The sequence below is a fragment of the Bacillus sp. REN3 genome (assembly GCF_017912555.1).
Classification (GTDB): domain Bacteria; phylum Bacillota; class Bacilli; order Bacillales; family Cytobacillaceae; genus Mesobacillus.
In genome coordinates, this window is record NZ_JAERSD010000002.1 from 173234 (window position 1) to 191092 (window position 17859).

18 protein-coding genes and 1 pseudogene are annotated in these 17859 nt (G+C 46.9%); 12 read left to right on the top strand and 7 right to left on the bottom strand.

What is annotated here, in order from left to right; all coding sequences use genetic code 11:
• Nucleotides 1–61: 61 nt before the first annotated feature.
• A complete protein-coding gene (locus JJQ88_RS02315; protein ID WP_246860880.1) occupies nt 62–673 on the bottom strand; it encodes a peroxiredoxin in 612 nt (203 codons plus the stop codon).
• Between the two features lie 124 nt (nt 674–797).
• Between JJQ88_RS02315 and JJQ88_RS02325 the strand changes: the two genes are divergently transcribed.
• The 3 genes from JJQ88_RS02325 (at nt 798) to JJQ88_RS02335 (ending at nt 1574) form a co-directional block, all read left to right on the top strand.
• A complete protein-coding gene (locus JJQ88_RS02325; RefSeq protein WP_210364122.1) occupies nt 798–962 on the top strand; it encodes a hypothetical protein in 165 nt (54 codons plus the stop codon).
• Complete coding sequence (locus tag JJQ88_RS02330) at nt 901–1167, top strand: hypothetical protein (RefSeq protein WP_210364123.1); 267 nt, start codon at nt 901–903, stop codon at nt 1165–1167. The genes JJQ88_RS02325 and JJQ88_RS02330 overlap by 62 nt, the downstream gene beginning before the upstream one ends.
• An 89-nt stretch (nt 1168–1256) precedes the next feature.
• On the top strand, nt 1257–1574 hold the full coding sequence (locus JJQ88_RS02335; RefSeq protein WP_210364124.1) for a YbjQ family protein: 318 nt from the start codon (nt 1257–1259) through the stop codon (nt 1572–1574).
• Nucleotides 1575–1615: 41 nt separating this feature from the next.
• On the opposite strand, the gene JJQ88_RS02340 is transcribed toward JJQ88_RS02335, so the two are convergent.
• Together JJQ88_RS02340 and JJQ88_RS02345 are read right to left on the bottom strand one after the other, a co-directional pair.
• Nucleotides 1616–2107, bottom strand: coding sequence for a GNAT family N-acetyltransferase (locus JJQ88_RS02340; protein WP_210364239.1), 492 nt, complete (start codon nt 2105–2107; stop codon nt 1616–1618).
• Nucleotides 2093–2563, bottom strand: a pseudogene (locus JJQ88_RS02345) (NUDIX hydrolase); the annotation flags it as partial. The gene JJQ88_RS02340 and the pseudogene JJQ88_RS02345, both read right to left, overlap by 15 nt.
• Before the next feature lie 109 nt (nt 2564–2672).
• On the opposite strand from JJQ88_RS02345, the gene JJQ88_RS02350 reads away from it, so the two are divergent.
• From JJQ88_RS02350 to JJQ88_RS02360, 4 genes are all read left to right on the top strand, one after another.
• Nucleotides 2673–4769: a DNA topoisomerase III gene (locus JJQ88_RS02350; protein WP_210364125.1), complete on the top strand. Its 2097-nt coding sequence runs from the start codon at nt 2673–2675 to the stop codon at nt 4767–4769.
• Nucleotides 4770–5363: 594 nt separating this feature from the next.
• On the top strand, nt 5364–5486 hold the full coding sequence (locus tag JJQ88_RS21405; RefSeq protein ID WP_282597646.1) for a hypothetical protein: 123 nt from the start codon (nt 5364–5366) through the stop codon (nt 5484–5486).
• An 890-nt stretch (nt 5487–6376) separates the two neighbouring features.
• Nucleotides 6377–7654, top strand: a complete 1278-nt coding sequence (locus JJQ88_RS02355) for an MDR family MFS transporter (RefSeq protein WP_210364126.1) — start codon at nt 6377–6379, stop codon at nt 7652–7654.
• 230 nt (nt 7655–7884) lie between these two features.
• Nucleotides 7885–8925 (top strand): acyltransferase family protein, encoded by a 1041-nt coding sequence (locus JJQ88_RS02360; protein ID WP_210364127.1) that lies wholly within the window; start codon nt 7885–7887, stop codon nt 8923–8925.
• Nucleotides 8926–9388: 463 nt separating this feature from the next.
• On the opposite strand, the gene JJQ88_RS02365 is transcribed toward JJQ88_RS02360, so the two are convergent.
• The gene (locus tag JJQ88_RS02365) at nt 9389–9787 is read right to left on the bottom strand and encodes a hypothetical protein (protein WP_210364128.1); all 399 of its coding nucleotides are present in this window, start codon (nt 9785–9787) and stop codon (nt 9389–9391) included.
• Nucleotides 9788–9938: 151 nt separating this feature from the next.
• Between JJQ88_RS02365 and JJQ88_RS02370 the strand changes: the two genes are divergently transcribed.
• Together JJQ88_RS02370 and JJQ88_RS02375 are read left to right on the top strand one after the other, a co-directional pair.
• On the top strand, nt 9939–11171 hold the full coding sequence (locus JJQ88_RS02370; RefSeq protein WP_210364129.1) for an aminopeptidase: 1233 nt from the start codon (nt 9939–9941) through the stop codon (nt 11169–11171).
• Between the two features lie 134 nt (nt 11172–11305).
• A complete protein-coding gene (locus JJQ88_RS02375; protein WP_210364130.1) occupies nt 11306–11578 on the top strand; it encodes an acylphosphatase in 273 nt (90 codons plus the stop codon).
• Nucleotides 11579–11870: 292 nt separating this feature from the next.
• Here the strand turns inward: JJQ88_RS02375 and JJQ88_RS02380 are convergent, their stop codons facing one another.
• Genes JJQ88_RS02380 through JJQ88_RS02390 form a run of 3 tightly spaced genes read right to left on the bottom strand, consistent with a single transcriptional unit; the run spans nt 11871 to nt 14168 of the window.
• A complete protein-coding gene (locus tag JJQ88_RS02380; protein WP_210364131.1) occupies nt 11871–13178 on the bottom strand; it encodes a hypothetical protein in 1308 nt (435 codons plus the stop codon).
• Between the two features lie 12 nt (nt 13179–13190).
• On the bottom strand, nt 13191–13580 hold the full coding sequence (locus JJQ88_RS02385; protein ID WP_210364132.1) for a DUF6114 domain-containing protein: 390 nt from the start codon (nt 13578–13580) through the stop codon (nt 13191–13193).
• Nucleotides 13581–13595: 15 nt separating this feature from the next.
• Nucleotides 13596–14168: a DUF6230 family protein gene (locus JJQ88_RS02390; protein WP_210364133.1), complete on the bottom strand. Its 573-nt coding sequence runs from the start codon at nt 14166–14168 to the stop codon at nt 13596–13598.
• 202 nt (nt 14169–14370) lie between these two features.
• On the opposite strand from JJQ88_RS02390, the gene JJQ88_RS02395 reads away from it, so the two are divergent.
• The 3 genes from JJQ88_RS02395 to JJQ88_RS02405 all read left to right on the top strand — a co-directional run bounded on the left by JJQ88_RS02395 (nt 14371) and on the right by JJQ88_RS02405 (nt 17072).
• Nucleotides 14371–15870 carry a LuxR C-terminal-related transcriptional regulator gene (locus JJQ88_RS02395; protein WP_210364134.1) on the top strand — a complete coding sequence of 500 codons (1500 nt, stop codon included), beginning with the start codon at nt 14371–14373 and terminating at the stop codon, nt 15868–15870.
• A gap of 136 nt (nt 15871–16006) precedes the next feature.
• Complete coding sequence (gene mscL, locus JJQ88_RS02400; protein WP_210364135.1) at nt 16007–16387, top strand: large-conductance mechanosensitive channel protein MscL; 381 nt, start codon at nt 16007–16009, stop codon at nt 16385–16387.
• Between the two features lie 49 nt (nt 16388–16436).
• Nucleotides 16437–17072 (top strand): Bax inhibitor-1/YccA family protein, encoded by a 636-nt coding sequence (locus JJQ88_RS02405; protein WP_210364136.1) that lies wholly within the window; start codon nt 16437–16439, stop codon nt 17070–17072.
• The last annotated feature ends 787 nt before the right edge of the window (nt 17073–17859 follow it).

Here is a 17859-nt window from a genome sequence, read left to right on the forward strand (position 1 = left end):
CAAATATATAAAAAATGCCCTATTTCTAGGGCGAATTTTAGCTCCATATGTGAAATTTTTTTTATAATTCACCGATATTTTCCGGACTGGTACTGATGCCCGGCTGTCCTGGAAGCCAATTTGCAGGTACTCCCTTCCCTGTCTGTGCGGCGAATTTAAATGCCTCAAGCAACCTCACATGCTCAGGAAGATTCCGTCCGATATTACGCGGGTATATAAGCTTTGCCCAAATGGTTTGTTCGGGAGTGATGAAAATGGATGCCCGGAAGGCTGCACCACTGTTTTCATCCAGCACCCTATAGGCCCGGCTGATCACCTGCGTCCGGTCACTGACCATCGGATGCGTGACATCCTTCAAGGAGGGAGAGGTTTCCTTGAAAACAACATGAGAATAGACACTGTCAGTGCTGATTGAGAGCAGTTCAGCCCCAAGCGCCCTTATATGCGGATAAACAGCGGCGACCGCCGCCAGTTCCGTTGGTCAAACAAACGTAAAATCACTTGGGTAGAAAAATAAAATCACCCATTTTCCTTTATAATCATCCAGATTGACTTGCTTGATGGACGTGTCAATCACTGCTTCAGCCGAGAACAGCGGCGCCTTGTCATCGCGCGTTGCACAAAACACTGATGGACAGGCAGCCAAATCCTTCGCATACAATTTTTCATCCATGGAGCGCCCCTCCTTATTCAAATTGAACGATCTTTACAATTATATGCACGCTCGCGCAAACTGATTTTTTATAATTCAGCATTCACCGGGAAAACTACTTGTGACAAGAAAGGAGGTCCTAAATATGGGCAGAGGAAAAGAGTTCAACCATAAGAAAAAAGGCCACCCCGGCGAATTGCCTGGCATAGCCTACCAGACAAAACAGCCAGCAACAGAAGCTCAGGAAGATGAAGAATTCATTGTTGTCCAGGAAGCATTCAAAAACCGGATCGAGGAAGAAGAAGCTTAAGAGTGAGCGGGAACCTGGCGAATGGCCAGGTTCCATTTCGCTTGGCAATCAGACGGCAAATACAGGAGCGCTGGACTTGTTCCGGCAAACACTGCATAGGCAGATCGGCGATTCCTTTTCAATGCCCCTCTTCCTTTCCCTTGAGGTACCCCGGAATAAAACCCGGAAACTTGAGATTGCCCGCAAGCATCATTGGTTCCTCTAAGCGTGCTGATATCTTTAAAAAAACTCATACATTTTGAAACCTTTCAAACAGGGTATCGTACTAATAGATTGAAAAGGAGGATGATCAGGGTGCTTGTTACGACAACTAACACTTTGCAAGGAAAAGAAATCGAACGGTATATTGGAGTTGTTACAGGTGAAGCCATCATGGGGGCGAATGTGGTCCGTGACTTTTTGGCGAGTGTCACGGATGTCATTGGGGGCCGGAGCTCCGCCTATGAGAACAAACTTGCTGAAGGACGCGACATCGCTCTTCGGGAGATGGAAGAAAAAGCGCAAAAAATGGGCGCGAATGCCGTCATTGGCGTGGACCTTGATTTCGAAACCCTGCGTGAGGGAATGATGATGTGCATCGCCACTGGTACAGCTGTTTATATAAAAGAATAGCGTCAATGGACCAGGCAACTACTTGCCTGGTCCATTGATCTCTACCCACTCCGTTTAATGAAGTTAGCCAGTACAATGCTGCCGCCAACTGTCCGATCTTTAAGACGTTCGAAACCAAGTTTTTCGTACAGTTTTAACGCGGGAACGTTTGCCGCTCCAGTCGAGACAATGAGTTCCGCTCCATCATGTTCCTGTTCGATATGCTTCAGCAGCCTGGCGGCAATCCCTTTCCGGAAAAAGTCCGGATGTACCATGACTCTGTGAATATCAATCGTATTTCCCTCTTTTACAAACGAAACCGCTCCTGCAAGCCGGTTTCCCTGATAACAGCCAATGAACGTTTCACCGCACGATTGCAGCTGTTCAAAAGATTCTTTTAACGGCGGGATATCCTCTGTGCCAATCAGCTCTGCTTCAATCTTGTAAGCAGTCCTTTGCAGTTCCAGCAACTGGGCAGCTGAAAGGATATGGGCAAGGCTGATTTCTTTTATTTCCGGCAAGATGCCATAGCTGCCAAGCTTTTTTAAAATCATCGCCGGCCGTCCTTCGATTTCCGGGAGTTCAGCCAGGGGAAAGAAACGGAGCTCCAGGCTTTCGCCATCCAACATACTAAGCCCCCCTTCCCAATCATCGCATGCATATAAAGCAATCGCATTATAAATTTCGTCACCGTTAGGATACTGGAAATAGTATTCCTTTCCTGAAAAGACATCCAGGAACTTCAAGGTATTAAGCCGAAGACCTGTTTCCTCGAAGACTTCCCTGCGCGCTGTTTCTTCAAAGCTTTCTCCCAGTTCCATCGCACCCCCGGGGATTCCCCATTTCCCGGTATCCGACCGAAGCTGGAGGAGGACTTCGTAACGTTGGTTCAATACAATCACAGCCGATCCAACCAAAATAAATGGCCTTGTCCCAATCATCCTGCGAATTTCCCTGAAATAATCGCTCACTTTCCTTCCCCCTTCGTTCTTGGACTTTACCGGTCCCATACGGCAATGAGGTTCCGTTACCAAATTGCCTAGTTACAAAAATATTGGTTTTTCCTTTATACTTAAGTATAAGCATATGTAAAATCGCTGTATTTTGAAAGGAGTTTCTATGAAATCATTAGTCCTTGCAGAGAAACCAAGTGTGGCGCGTGAGCTTGCGCGCGTGCTTGGCTGCAATCAAAACCATAAAAGCTATATTGAAGGAAGCAAATACATCGTCACCTGGGCGCTTGGCCACCTGATCGAGCTGAAGATGCCCGAGAATTACGATCCGAAATACATGGTCTGGCGGCTTGAAGAACTGCCGATCATCCCTGACAAGATGGGCCTGAAGGTAATCAAGCAGACAAGCCACCAGTTCAAAGCGATCGAGAACCTGGCAAGCCGCAAGGATATCGGGGAAATCATCATCGCGACCGATGCTGGACGCGAGGGAGAGCTCGTCGCCCGCTGGATCCTCCAGAGGATCAACTGGAGAAAGCCGGTGAAACGGCTGTGGATTTCTTCCCAGACCGATCGCGCCATCAAGGAAGGCTTCAAGCAGCTGAAACCCGGCAAGCAATTCGAGGACCTTTACGAATCCGCAGTCTGCCGTGCTGAAGCTGACTGGCTGATTGGCCTGAACGTATCAAGAGCTTTGACGACAAAGTACAAGGATCCGCTTTCCGCAGGCCGGGTCCAGACGCCGACCCTGGCGATGGTTCTTGAACGTGAAGACGAAATCAATAAATTCGTCCCGAAAGACTACTGGACAATCCAGGCAAAGGTTGGAGCGCTTAATGCTGAATGGGAGCATAACGGAGAGAAACGGATTTTTTCAAAGGAAAAAGCCGAGAAAATCCAGAACAAGCTGGCGAATAAAAAGGCGGTGCTCAAGTCCATCAACCGCAAGCAAAAAACAGAACAGCAGCCCATGCCTTATGATCTGACCGAGCTGCAGCGAGATGCCAACAAGCGCTTTGGTTTTTCCGCGAAAAAGACATCCAATGTGCTGCAGGGATTGTATGAGCAGCATAAACTTGTCACTTACCCAAGGACTGATTCACGTTATTTGACGACCGATATGGAGGCGACGATGGCAGACCGTCTGCAAGGCATCATGCCAGGCTACAGGGACGAGGCGAAGCCAGCGCTCGCCCAAAAAGGCAAGGTGCTGGCTCGAAGGGTGTTCAATAATGAAAAAGTAACCGACCACCATGCGATCATCCCAACGGAAGAACGTCTGCACCTTGCCGACCTTTCAGCGGATGAGAAAAAGCTGTATGACCTGATTGTCCGGCGGTTCCTGGCACTATTTTACCCTGCCTATCAGTACGAAACGGTGCACGCAACCTTCGAGGCAGACGGAGAAACACTTTCGGCCAGGGAAACGAATATTCTTGACCTCGGCTATAAAAAGGTCCTCGGCAGGGATGAGGATGAAAACGAAGCGAAGCAAACCCTTGGGCATCTCGAAAATGGGAAAAGCTATGCAATCGGCCAGGTAGTGTTGAACAAGAAAATGACAGAGCCGCCACTGCGCCTGTCTGAATCGGATATTCTCGCAAAAATGGAGAAATTTGGCCTTGGGACGCCGGCTACACGAGCTGAAATCATTGAACGCTTGATCACCTCTGAAGTCGTGGAACGCCAAAACAGCCGGCTCTATCCGACGAAAAAGGGCAAGCAGCTGATCGACCTCGTCAATGATGAGCTGACTTCCCCCGAATTGACAGCCAAATGGGAAAGGGAACTAGAGCAAATCGCCCGCGGAAAAGGTGATCCGAAAGCTTTCAAACAAAGGATCCGCGAACAGACCGCCCGCCTTGTTTCCGAAATCAAGGCAAGCGACAAATCGTATCGGGCTCACAATCTCACAGGCTCAAAATGCCCGGAATGCGGTGAATTTTTAAAAGAAAGAAAAACGAAAGAAGGCAAAATCCTTGTCTGCTCAAGCCCGCAGTGCGGCTTCCGCAAGCATAAGGATCCGAAATTGTCCCAGCGCCGCTGTCCGCAATGCCACAAGCGCATGGAAATCCACAATGGCAAGGCAGGCGCCTACTTCCAATGCCGCCGATGCAATGTTGTTGAAAAAGCAGAGGACAGGAAAAAAGGGATTAACAAGCGCGAAGAGCGAAAGCTGAAAGAGAAATACAGCCCATCCGAATCAAACTTCGGCACAAGCCTCGGCGACCTGCTGAAGGCAGCACTAGACGATAAGGATTGATTAGTAAAAAGCAGCACCCGTTTAATTACGGAGTGCTGCTTTTTTTCTGGAGACCGGTGTTTATTTTAAGGTGTGCTGTTTTTCTGGAGATCGGTCTTTATTTTACGAAGTGCTACTTTTTTGGAAGACCGGTTTTTATTTTATACTGCTTTCTCCTGGAGGAGCGATTCTTATTTTACATAAAAAGGGAGAACAGGAGATTACGACACATGATTAGGAGATTATTAGCCTTTATTGGGTAATTATTCGGTTTGATCAGGAGATTACGGAACCTAAGTGGGAGAATACGTGGAGCAATTAGGAGATTCCTTCCGAATGATGGGTGATTCCCGACAAAAGATCCAGGATTCCATCCCCCCTTAGGAGATTTCGGAACCTAAACGGGAATTACGCGTCTAAATCGGGTGATTCCTTCTGGAATTTGGATGATTCCGGATTCCCTCCTCATAACGAACAGCAGCACCTCGTTAATTACGAAGTGCTGCTTTTTATTTTACATAAAAAGGGAGAACAGGAGATTACGACACATGATTAGGAGATTATTAGCCTTTATTGGGTAATTATTCGGTTTGATCAGGAGATTACGGAACCTGAGTGGGAGAATACGCGGAGCAATTAGGAGATTCCTTCTGGATGATGGGTGATTCCGGACAAAAGATCCAGAATTCCATCCATCCGAAGGAGATTTCGGAACCTAAATGGGAAGTACGCGTCTAAATCGGGCGATTCCCTCTGGAATTTGGATGATTCCGGATTTCCTCCCCATAACGAACAGCAGCACCTCGTTAATTACGAAGTGCTGCTGTTTATTTTACATAAAAAGGGAGAACGGGAGATTACGACACATGATTAGGAGATTATTACCCTTTATTGGGGAATTATTCGGTTTGATCAGGAGATTACGGAACCTGAGTGGGAGAATATATGGATCAATTAGGAGATTCCTTCTGGATGATGGGTGATTCCCGACAAAAGATCCAGGATTCCATCCCCCCGAAGGAGATTTCGGAACCTAAATGGGAAGTACGCGTCTAAATCGGGCGATTCCCTCTGGAATTTGGATGATTCCGGATTTCCTCCCCATAACGAACAGCAGCACCTCGTTAATTACGAAGTGCTGCTTTTTATTTTACATAAAAAGGGAGAACGGGAGATTACGACACATGATTAGGAGATTATTAGCCTTTATTGGGGAATTATTCGGTTTGATTAGGAGATTACGGAACCTGAGTGGGAGAATACGTGGAGCAATTAGGAGATTCCTTCCGAATGATGGGTGATTCCCGACAAAAGGTCCAGGATTCCATCCCCCCGAAGGAGATTTCGGAACCTAAACGGGAATTACGCGGCTAAATCGGGAGATTCTGTCTAGATGACGGGTGATTCAAGCCAAACAGACTGATATTTCCGCTTAAAGTTGCCCGGAATTGTAGATACTGAAAGGTAAGAGTTAAAAATGGCAGATCTTTATCGATAAAACAGAATCCCTGCATATTTTACTTCTTCGGAAAAAAATCCCTATGTCGCTTCTTCCTTATTGTAAATTCTTCCTGTTTAATAGTATGATAGTCGATGGAATGGCAAGATGCATATAAAGGAGAAGCATCATGAGAATAAGGGATTGGGATCGCAACTTGAAGATTCGCCTGTTTGGCGAAGCATTGATGAATATAACTTTTTGGATGTTTTTCCCGTTTTTGACGATCTATTTTGCTGAAAGCTTTGGGAAGGACAAGGCGGGATTCCTGCTGATTTTTTCCCAGGTGTTCTCGGTGTTCGCGAATTTGCTTGGCGGCTATACTGCTGACCGGTTTGGCCGCAAACGGATGATGGTCCTGTCCGCGTTCGCACAAGGGATTGCTTTCCTCGTTTTCGCTTATGCTGTCTCTCCATGGTTCACCTCGCCCTTGCTCGGATTCATCTGTTTTACGCTTGTTGGGGTGTTCGGAGCAATTTACTGGCCAGCTAGCCAGGCGATGATTGCTGACGTCGTGCCTGAAAAAGACCGGAGCGGTGTGTTCGCAATTTTCTATACTTCGATTAATATCGCCGTTGTCGTCGGGCCGATCCTTGGCGCAATTTTCTACGTGAAATATCGATTTGAGCTGATGATCGCAGTCGGAATCATTTCCATCTTGCTCTCCCTCGTCCTTTCGAAGTGGACGCGAGAAACCATTCCTGAGCCATCTAAACTGATAAAGGCGGAAGGCGGCAAGTGGTATGACTTTTTGAAAAAACAGTTTGCTGACTACAAAATCATCGTCCAGGATAAAGTTTTCCTTTTGTTCATTATCGCTGGAATCTTGGCTGCGCAGACTTTCATGCAGCTCGATTTGTTGTTCCCTGTCTACACGAAGGACACCATTCACAACCAAACAGTATTTGAGCTCGGCAACAAAGCCTTCACGGTCAATGGCGAGCAGGCTTTCGGATTGATCCTCTCCGAAAATGGACTGATCGTTGCCCTCTTTACTGTCGTCGTCACGAAGTGGGTGACTAAGTTCCGTGAACGGAATGTCTTTGTCCTTTCTTCGGTTGTCTATGCTGCATCGATTTTGATGTTTGGAGCGACAAATTGGATCTGGGGCCTGATTGCCGCAATGGCCGTCTTCACACTTGGTGAGCTGATGGTCGCGGGCCTGCAGCAAACCTTCATATCCAATCTTGCTCCGGAGCATATGAGAGGCCAATACTTCGCGGCCGCCTCACTGAGGTATACAATTGGCAGGACAATCGCGCCGATCAGCATCCCGCTGACAGTCTGGATCGGCTACAGCTGGACGTTCTTCATCTTGAGCCTGCTCGCCTTGCTGAGCGCGGCACTGTTTTGGATCATGTTCAGGATGTATGAGAATAAGAAGGAAATCGGAAAAAGCATGGGATAGTCCTATGCTTTTTCTTTTTTTTGCAAAAAATAATGCCGTTTCCCCTTGAACAAGGATCAACTTTACGTAAATGCTGCTGGAATCGGTATCCAACGAAGCAGTCTAAATGTTTCAGGACTATGGAAGTTCTTTCTATGGCAATAACTGCACATCCCGCTATCCTTGCTCAACCCAATTGAATCCTCTATAGTCTGTACTAGAATTTAATTGATGACAAAGAGTGAGGTTTTATGATTAAAGAATGGAATTTACTGCGGGCAATAGCCTGTATCAGTATCGTGTTACTTCATAGCACGACACAAATCCAAAATTATGCTGGGCATCCTGACGATTTTATCTACCATTTTTTCCGGCTTACGCTCACATTTGCTACCCCAACATTCATTGTGCTGTCGGTCATGATTTTAGCCAATCGATATCCTGATGGATTGCCTGACCATTTTTGGGAAGGTCGGATCAAGTGGATATTTTTGCCTTATCTATCTTTCGCGATCATCGATGCAGTCATTACGAAAAAATTCAACGAAACTGCTTTATTGGATAAAGAAATAATCGGCAATATCCTGACCGGAAAATTCGAAGGCTGGTTCATACTGGTCATTCTGCAGTTCTATGTCGTCCATTATTTGGTGGTGAAATATAAAATCAATATGGTATGGCTGCTTCCTGTGAGCATCGTCATCATGACGTTCTATTTATCCAATATAGGAAGAATCAGTTCCCTCTCTTATATCAAAGGGTTTGAATACATGATTAAATTGCCGTTCATTGCCTGGCTTGGTTATTTTTCCGCCGCCTATTTATTGGGAAAGAATTATAAAATGGTTGCTGAAAAGCTGTTGAAATATCGCTGGTTCACGTTTTTGCCTGTTATCTTTTCACTTGCCATCATTTATTTTTCCTATGAATCCGGCATAACATCGATTAGTTCACAGCGCAGGGACATGTTCCCGCTGGTATTATCGATGACAGCGATGGTCCTGGCATGGGGGCAAGTAATCCCAAAATCGAAAATAGTTGACCTGATCAGCAATTATTCGTTCGGTATTTATTTATTGCACTGGCAGATACAGCGATTTCTTTCTCCATATTTTGCCGAGAATTTTTCCAATAGCAGCACGAGGATGCTGGGACTGTTTCTTTCCTCTTTTCTTCTTTCGATGATGATCATTAAGCTAGTATCTTTCCTTCCATTCGGTTCCTATATCGTCGGAAAAGTGAGGAGGAGCAAGCCGCATTTCGTTCAAAAGCAAAGCATCAGCGCTACTTGATGTTCACGGCAGCCCGGAACGTGGAGAAAGTTATCGAGATAACCAATTCAAACGTCCAACTAACAGTTTCTGACCAAGGCACGAGAGCTCCGTTCAGCTCCGACTAAGACCGCGACTTCCTGTGGCAACGTAGGGACTAGGACATCCGTGTCCTTCAAAGGGCCTGCCAATGAAGTCGTTTCCTTGGCTTCATTGGCAGGCTAAGGCCTGGAGCTGGATTTAGAACACTGCATTTCGTTATCCACCCTATAGAATTTCATCATTTCCTGCTGTATGAAAAAATCCATGCAAGTCATGTCTGCATGGATTTTTGTATGGCTTTTTCAAAATCTCTCCTGCAGACCGGATCGTCTGAAAACTCCGGCCTGCCTTCTCCCTTTCCATCAGGGATCCTGCCTGGAACCAGCAACGGCAGCATCAGCCCGAGCCATTCAACGATGTTCCCAATTTCCGCTGGTCTTTTCTATTCCTTCTTCCTCGCCTCGCTGTATTTGAAAGTCATGAAAACAAACAGCAGGAAGCTGAGCAAAAGGATTGATCCGCCTACGATATAAAATACCATCGTGAACGTTTCCGGAAGCGGGAATGGCTTGACGTTATAGAGCCACATGCCGGCTGTCAGACCAACCGAGCCAAGAATGGCGGTCCATACATGGAATATTGCCAGCTTTGAAGATTCAGGCACCTCATAAGAGCGGTAATAACTCGAGAACGCGAACAAGCTCAGCCACCCAACGACAAGGATATGGGCGTGGACCGGGCGGATCGCATAGTCACCGGCACCGGCCATATGCGAACCAAGGAATGCACCGATCAATGCGTAAATAGCGGAGAGCCTTAGCAGTACTACATCATATTTCATGTGAAAAATCCTCCTAAACCCCATTGATTTACCGGCTATTATTTTAACGCAGCTCCATGTGGGATGCCAGTTTTAAAGATTCCAAAAGTTTCTTTTTTCCTGTAGAATCGGGTACAATATAAAACGAAGATTCAGAAAAGGAGTGAAATGGATGAGTGACTTTCAAAAGAATTTAGAAAAATATGCTGAGCTTGCCGTCAAGGTTGGCGTGAACATCCAGAAGGGCCAGACGCTTGTTGTCAATACTACGCTGGATGCTGCCGAATTTGTCCGCCTTGTCGTAAGGAAGGCATACGAAGCTGGTGCAAAAAATGTCATCGTGAACTGGACGGATGATATTGTATCAAGAACAAAATATGATTTAGCTCCTGATGAAGCATTTCAGGAATATCCTCAATGGCGGGCACGGGAAGTAGAGGAACTGGCCGAGAACGGAGCAGCCTTCATGTCGATTGTATCTTCGAGCCCGGACCTTTTGAAGGGGGTCGATCCTGAACGTATCGCGAACTTCCAAAAAGCAGCTGGAACAGCACTTTCCAAGTACCGTAAATACATACAGTCAGATAAAGTGAGCTGGACGGTGATTGCCGCTCCATCAGAACGCTGGGCAGAGATGGTCTTCCCTGACCAGCCAGCGGAGAAGAAAGTGCAAATGCTTTGGGACGCCATTTTCAAAGCAGTCCGTGTCGATACGGAAGATCCTGTATCCGCATGGAAAAAGCACGATTCCACCTTGCATGAAAAGGTCGAATACTTGAACAGCAAGCGCTACAAGAAGCTGCATTACAGAGCGCCGGGTACTGACCTGACTGTCGAGCTTCCGGAAAAGCATATCTGGGTTGGAGCTGGCAGTGTCAATGAACAAGGCAATGAATTCATGGCTAACATGCCGACTGAAGAGGTTTTCTCTGTACCGTCAAAAACCGGAGTCAATGGTTATGTATCGAGCACAAAGCCGTTAAGCTACGGGGGGAATATCATCGACGGGTTCAAGCTGACATTTGAAAATGGCCGGATTGTCGCCGTTGAGGCAAAAGAAGGCGAGGAAATTCTGAAAAGGCTTGTGGACACAGACGAAGGCTCCCACTACCTTGGCGAAGTCGCACTCGTTCCGTTCAATTCGCCGATTTCGCAATCGAATGTACTGTTCTTCAATACGCTGTTCGACGAAAACGCGTCCAACCATTTTGCGATTGGAAGCGCCTATGCCTTCTGCCTGGAAGGGGGCAAACTAATGACTTCCGAACAGCTTGCTGAACATGGATTGAATGAGAGCATAACGCATGTAGATTTCATGGTTGGCTCCGATCAGATGGACATCGACGGCATTGCTGAAGATGGAACCACTGAGCCGGTCTTCCGCAACGGAGACTGGGCGTTTTAAAGCATGGACAGCTGTACTTTTGTAAAAGGTACGGCTGTTTTTTTATTCAACTGTGCTATAATAATCTTGTATAGGAATATATACCATAATAGTAGATATATTGTTTACCTAATTGTTAATCTGGGGGCGGCGTCTTGATTCAATTAAAAATTGTTGTTTCAGGAAAAGTTCAGGGTGTGGGATACCGTTATTATGCACAGATGAAGGCCATTCAGTTTGGCATCACGGGATGGGTCAGGAACCTTGAGGATGGCGGCGTTGAAATACTGGCATCCGGCCTAAGGGAGAGCCTTGACCAATTCATCGATGAAATCAGGAGAGGCAACCCTTTTTCAACCGTTGACCATGTGGAAGTGACAGAACAAGAGAACACCGAGACCTATAAGTCATTCGCAATAAAGTATTAAGAACAGCCCAAGTGCCTGGATCAGCCCCGGCAACTAGGGATGCCGCGCCTTGCTGCAATACGGGCATTTGGGGCATCCTGGCCGGTGACTGACTAAGGACTCCGTATCCTATGGAAATGCCGCTTGGGCGGCCTGTCCGGAGACGTGAAACCTGGTGAAGTCCATTATCCGGCATCATTGTGCCAGGCTGAAGCAGCCTCGTGGAGCCAGCAGCTGGGATCTGGAGCTTGACAGTTTTCAAAAATGAAATTATACATAAAAAAAGCAGAGGAGCCCCTCTGCTTTTTATTTTCTATTTGAAGTCGATTATCGCACCATCCGGCTCTTTTAGGAGCGCCTCGCGCATTTTTTCTAACTGGTCTTCCTCGCTCGGTTTGGCTCCAAGCAGGGAAAGCAATCCAATGGCATCAAGCAGGCTCTCCGTCCATTTCTCCAGCTGCTTGGTGAGTGTGGTGTCTGTCGGGCAAACCTCATCGAGCCCCTTCTTTTCCTTCATCGCCAAATCGATTAGTTCAAGGCCAAGCTCCTTCGTAATCTTGCCATTGGCTGCCGCGGCTTTTTCGCACGTTGTTTTGGCTGTCTGATCAACGGTCTTCCGGACCGGTTCAACGACAGGATCGGTCACCGTCTTTGCTGTTTCAGCAGTTTTCCTTATTGTCTTCCGGACTGGTTCCGTCACCGTCTTTGCCGTCCCTGTTGTTTTCCTCACCGTCTCCCTGACTGGTTCGGTTCGCTTGTTCACTTCATCGATGACAGGGTCCTTTGTCTTTTCGATGGCCTCTTTCACAGGTGCGGTCACACCATCAGCTGTATCCTTAACCGGGTCCGTCAATTTGCCGATCGCACCTCCTACAGGTTCCGTGACTTTTTCCGCCATTTCCGTTGCCGGATCTATCACGCCGCCAACAGGATCCGCACCCTTTCCAGCAACATCTTCGACCGGTTTATCCAGCGGATTGGCTGTATCTTCTTCCTCAACCGGCGGCTCGCATGTAAGGGGAAGCTGGCCCGAGGTGATCTTTTCAATCTCTTTTTTCATCTGCTCAAAAGGCAACGCGCTTAAGTCCTGCAATACTTTCAGCGGTCCCGGCTTCTTTACCCAGCCATCTCCATTCACCGTTTGCAGTTGAAGCTGGTCAAGGCTGCTGTCGGCTGCATTCATGGAATGGGCAACCATCGTCACGCCTTCGAGGGCAACGCTGGGAAGTGCCTTTTCAGCATGGACGCATGCTCCCTTGAAGGAAACAGCGCTTGTATCGACTTGCATGCCATTGATCTGGACAGGACCATTCGCTTTCATCGTGATGCTGACCATTCCGCCCTTGGTGCGGAACTGCTTTGTCAGTCTCATCCCGTAAATTTTGGCTGAATCATAGGTAATACGAAGCAGAGGCATGGCTTTTGTTTCCGAAGTTTCCCCGGAAACAATCGTAGCTTTCATGTTTTCGCCGACAACCCGGTCAGCCTCGATAATGAATCCGCCGGCATCAAACCCGGCAGCTTCCATTTTCGGGATAAAAGGAAGATACGACAAAGCTGCAAGCTGAAGGCTCAACCCCACTAAAATCCATTTGCGCGTCATCAAACCCGTAAAGCTCATCCTATCCCTCCTTTACCCTGTTTTGACTGGACGGGTTTCAAGATTCGACCCGGTCCTGCCAGCCTGTTCAGACGGAACGATCCTCCATGCTGTCAGGAGCGATCCGCCGATGATCCCCATTATCGTGCCGAACAGGAATCCCCCCAGGGCCCCGATCACCGAAAGAATCGACAGGAAGATGACGATGATGCCAAGCGCCTTAGAAGCTCCAGGCATAAAGAAAGACATGATGCCTATCAGGGTGATCAATCCTCCGAACAGCAATCCGATTACTGCGACCGAGCCAGGCAGAAAGGTGCTCAGATAAAGGTTCATCGGCACCCAGAGAATCATCAACCCGCTTATGATCGTGAATATCGAACCCAAAAACGGCCTTGTATGCCTCCACTTTCGAAAAACCATCTTTCCACCCCCAGGTTACTTTTTATCGATTTTCTCGACGGTCAATTTCATGCCATTCATATTGATGGTTTCCTGGAACAAATAATGTGTCTTCAGCTTTGCTTTTTCAAGCGTGATCGTACTCGATGTCTGCTGGAATTGCTTCGTCCAGTCGTCACTATTGTTTTCCTTCAGGGCAAGGTTCTGGAACTTGGCATCCGCTTCAATCAACCCTGCATCGTGCTGCAGGCCCGATATCTGCACAGGCTTAGAGGCCTGGATCTTAACGCGAATCCATTCATTCCCAACCTTGAAATCCTTGTATAACTGCAAATTATCAATCGTAAGCGTCTCAATTAGATTCGTTCCCTGCGGAGAAGCGTCCGAACTGCTGGTCTCACCCATTTTCGGGTAAAACTTGTATCCTTTTCCCTCTAGCTTGTCGAACTCAACATAAAAATCGCCTACGCCGGCAATCGGCACTGCATATGCGACACCCGATAAACCAAAGGAAGCGAGAAGAATCCCCAGAAGCAGTACCCCTGATGCGAGTGTTGACCAAAATACTTTCTTATTAATCTTGCTTTCCACTACGACTGATTCATCCAAAGCTGGCACCTCCATGGAATATTTTTAAAATTCAAACTCCTTTCTTCTACCATATCCAGGGCAAAATAACCTTACAACCTCGAAAAATATCGTTACCGACTTGTTAACCCCGTCAGTTGTCGGGTATATTTTTATTGGGCGTACATATTACTGAATATTCAAACGAATTTTATGATAGGGGAAAAAAAAAGGAGGTGGGCTGATGGAACATAAAATCGAAGAATTGGCAATCAAGGGGTTATTTCTTATAAAAGAATGTGAGCAATCTTTCCTGAAGGAATGGACTGGCTTCAAAAAAAACCTGAATGCCTGGCCAATCGAACTAGTCTCGGAATTTGATAAAATGATCATTTTCGGCTTCGGCCAACTTTCGAAGGCCACCTATGAAACGTCCAATGATTTCATTTTATTGCTCATTCACGAATGGCAGAGGAAAAACCCTGTATTCATGGATGACGTCGAAGGGATTTTTTTAATCAGCGCAATCGAGAACTTATTTCATAAAGCACTAAATGAGCGCGACGCAAGCTTCCTCGACCACCAGGCTATCCAGGTCTTTTTCACGAGAATCATCGACAAGGTTTTGCATACCCAGCAGCTTGAAAGCCAGGATGATAAATGGCTGCGGATGATGCTTTCGCTTCGGGCCATCCCGGGAAATTGGGCAGCCGTCATCAGGCATGAAAAATCAGAGGCGAAAGTCAGCAAGGTCGTTTGTTCCGGTGAAGCCGGGATCAATGAACAGATCATCAGCATGTGTGAGGGGCTGCAGGCTGGCAGCGAGGAGCACCTGTCAGTCGCCCTTTCCCGGTTATTGACTCCCGGTGAACGCAAACCCCAGATTGTCACGGTACCTTGCCCGAATGAAACATTGATGATTTCTGTAAAGGAAGAGGCAGCCAAAGTAACGGATGAGCAAATCGAATCGCTGCGCAAAATGTATTTAAAACAAATGAAACTTAGCCATCTCGAGAACGAACTTGAATGGAAGGATGCCTCTCTTTTGTTCCAGCAGCGCCTCATCCATTCACAAAGCGCATCCGAAGCAGTCAAGATGATCACCAGGGGACTCGTTGATTATCTGCCCTTCTCCCGCTGTGCCTTGTTCATTTATTCTCCAGGTGAGCACAGCGGTGTAGGTGTCCATGCTGAGAATGTAAACAGCAGTTCAGTCCAGCAGATCAAGGAAAGCATCGCTGAATTTCCCCTGCTTAGGAAGTATTTGAAGCATTTCTGCCATGCAAAGCCTATTTTTATCGAAGATGCCGCTGAAGTGTTGCCGGATAAATATGTTCGCGAATATAGCCTTAAGTCGCTTGTTGTGCTGCCTATCTATGTTCCTTCCGAAAACAGGCTGATTGGGCTGGCGATCCTTGACCGCGGGGAGAACACTGTTTTTAGCGTGAGCAACCAGACTCTGACCGCCCTCATCAAATTCGGCCAATACGGAGGCGAACTGCTGAATCAGTACTGGGATGACGCGATCCAGTTGTTTGGCGAGCAGCGTGCGATCCTGACCAACAGGGAACGTGAAGTCCTGAAACTTATCGCTGAAGGCGCATCCATCAGTGAAGCTGCTGAAATCCTTCATCTCAGCAGCTATACCGTCAGGGATTACATCTCCGCCATCATCCAGAAACTTGACGCCAAAAACCGCACCGAAGCAGCCGTAAAGGCATTGAAAATGCGGCTGATCCAGTGAATGGATGGAACTTTTAAAAAACAGCCGTTAATTGTCATAATTGCTTTCATTTTACGGTGCTCATAAAAACCTTGCTTTTTTCCTGGTATTCTACCAAAATAGTAAAGAAAATCATTTTGTTGGAGGTATTTGTTCAATGTGGGAAGAATTCAAGAAATTTGCCCTTAAAGGGAATGTACTTGACCTCGCAGTCGGGGTCATCATCGGGGCTGCTTTCGGAAAAATCGTAAGCTCTCTCGTGGATCATATCATCATGCCGATTGTTGGCCTAGTCTCATTTGATGCGGATTTCACGAATCTAAAATATAAGACGATCGAATATGGCAACTTCATTCAGACAGTGGTCGATTTTTTCCTTACTGCCTTCGCCATCTTTGTGTTCATCAAGCTGATATCCCGCTTCAGGCAGAAGGAGGAAGAACAGGCTGCTGAGCCAGTTCCAGATGTAAAAGAAGAGCTTTTGGTCGAGATCCGTGATTTATTGAAAGAAAATAACCGCCAGAATGAAACCTATTAAACCTGTCACCCGTATACATATCCAAATATATCACGAGGTGAAAATTTGAATGTATGCTTATTCAGAAAATCAATTGATGCCATCCGTCATGCGCACCTTTGCGCTTTCGCTGGCCATTGCGTTCATCGGCACCATGACCGGCGTGTTTGTTCCGCCTGCATTGTTCCTGCCACTTGTCATCGTGGAAGTGGTCATGCTTCTTAGCATGTTTTTTTTACGTAAAAGAAAAGCCATTTCCTATACATTTTTATACGCTTTTACATTCATTTCAGGAATCACCCTTTATCCAGCGATTGCCCATTATGTCGCGACAGCAGGTGCCAATGTCGTCCTGAACGCACTCGGCACGACGACTGTCGTGTTTGCCGGCTTGGCCATTTACGCCACGAAAACAAAACGAGACCTGAGCTTCCTTGGCGGAATGCTGATGGCCGCCTTGCTCGCCTTAATCGCAATCAGCATATTCAATATTTTCTGGCCGCTCAGCTCAACTGGGATGCTCGCTTACTCGTTCATCGGCATCATGGTGTTCAGCGGATATGTCTTATTCGACTTCAATCGCATGAAGCATTATGGTGTGAACCCGGCCGAAGTCCCGTTGATGGCTCTAAATCTGTATCTCGATTTCATCAATCTTTTCCTTTACATCCTCCGCTTTTTCGGGGTGTTATCAAGCAGGGATTAATGTGTTTTCCTTAAAGGCAGCTCGCCATGGGCTGCTTTTTCTTATTTCGCCATGCGCCATCTTCTATATGTCCCCCTTGTTTCTGCCATTCCAATCAATAGAGCTTCGAAAGCGGACACTTGTCTTTCTTTTAGCTTTACTCTTAAAAACATAAAAGTCTTTCCTGATCACTTCATTCAACTATTCTCATAATTTTCCATTAATTCCAATTCTTTTGGGAGTTTATGGGGTTTTCCACTATTCCATCCGGGTAAATGAAGAGTGCAAGGCCAATACAACACAGAAGGGACTGGTACAAAGTGAAACACTTTGCAGTGACTTCAGAAACCGTCATTGGCTCTGCAACTGGAGGAAGATTTGCGCGCCTGTCCCAGGGCACGCTGGTCCTGAATCGATATAGTTGAGATCGATTGAATCCAGCTTACACAATCACAGGCACGTATCGAGTACTCCAGCGAACCCCTTGGTTTAAGGCCAATACAAGATGAAGGGACTGGTCAAGTTGGAAAACTTTACGGCGACTTCGGAATACGTCATTGGCTTTGTTGATGGGGGAAGATTCGCGCTGCTCTCCAATGGCACGCTGGTCTTAAATCGATGGATTTAAAATCGATTGACCCCAGAGAGTGTAGGAAAGGCGCAAATTGACACATAGGGTTTTGGCCAATACAACCGGAAGGGACTGGTCAAGTTGGAAAACTTCACGGCGACTTCGGAATACGTCATTGGCTTTGTTAGTGGGGGAAGATTCGCGCTGCTCTCCAATGGCACGCTGGTCTTAAATCGA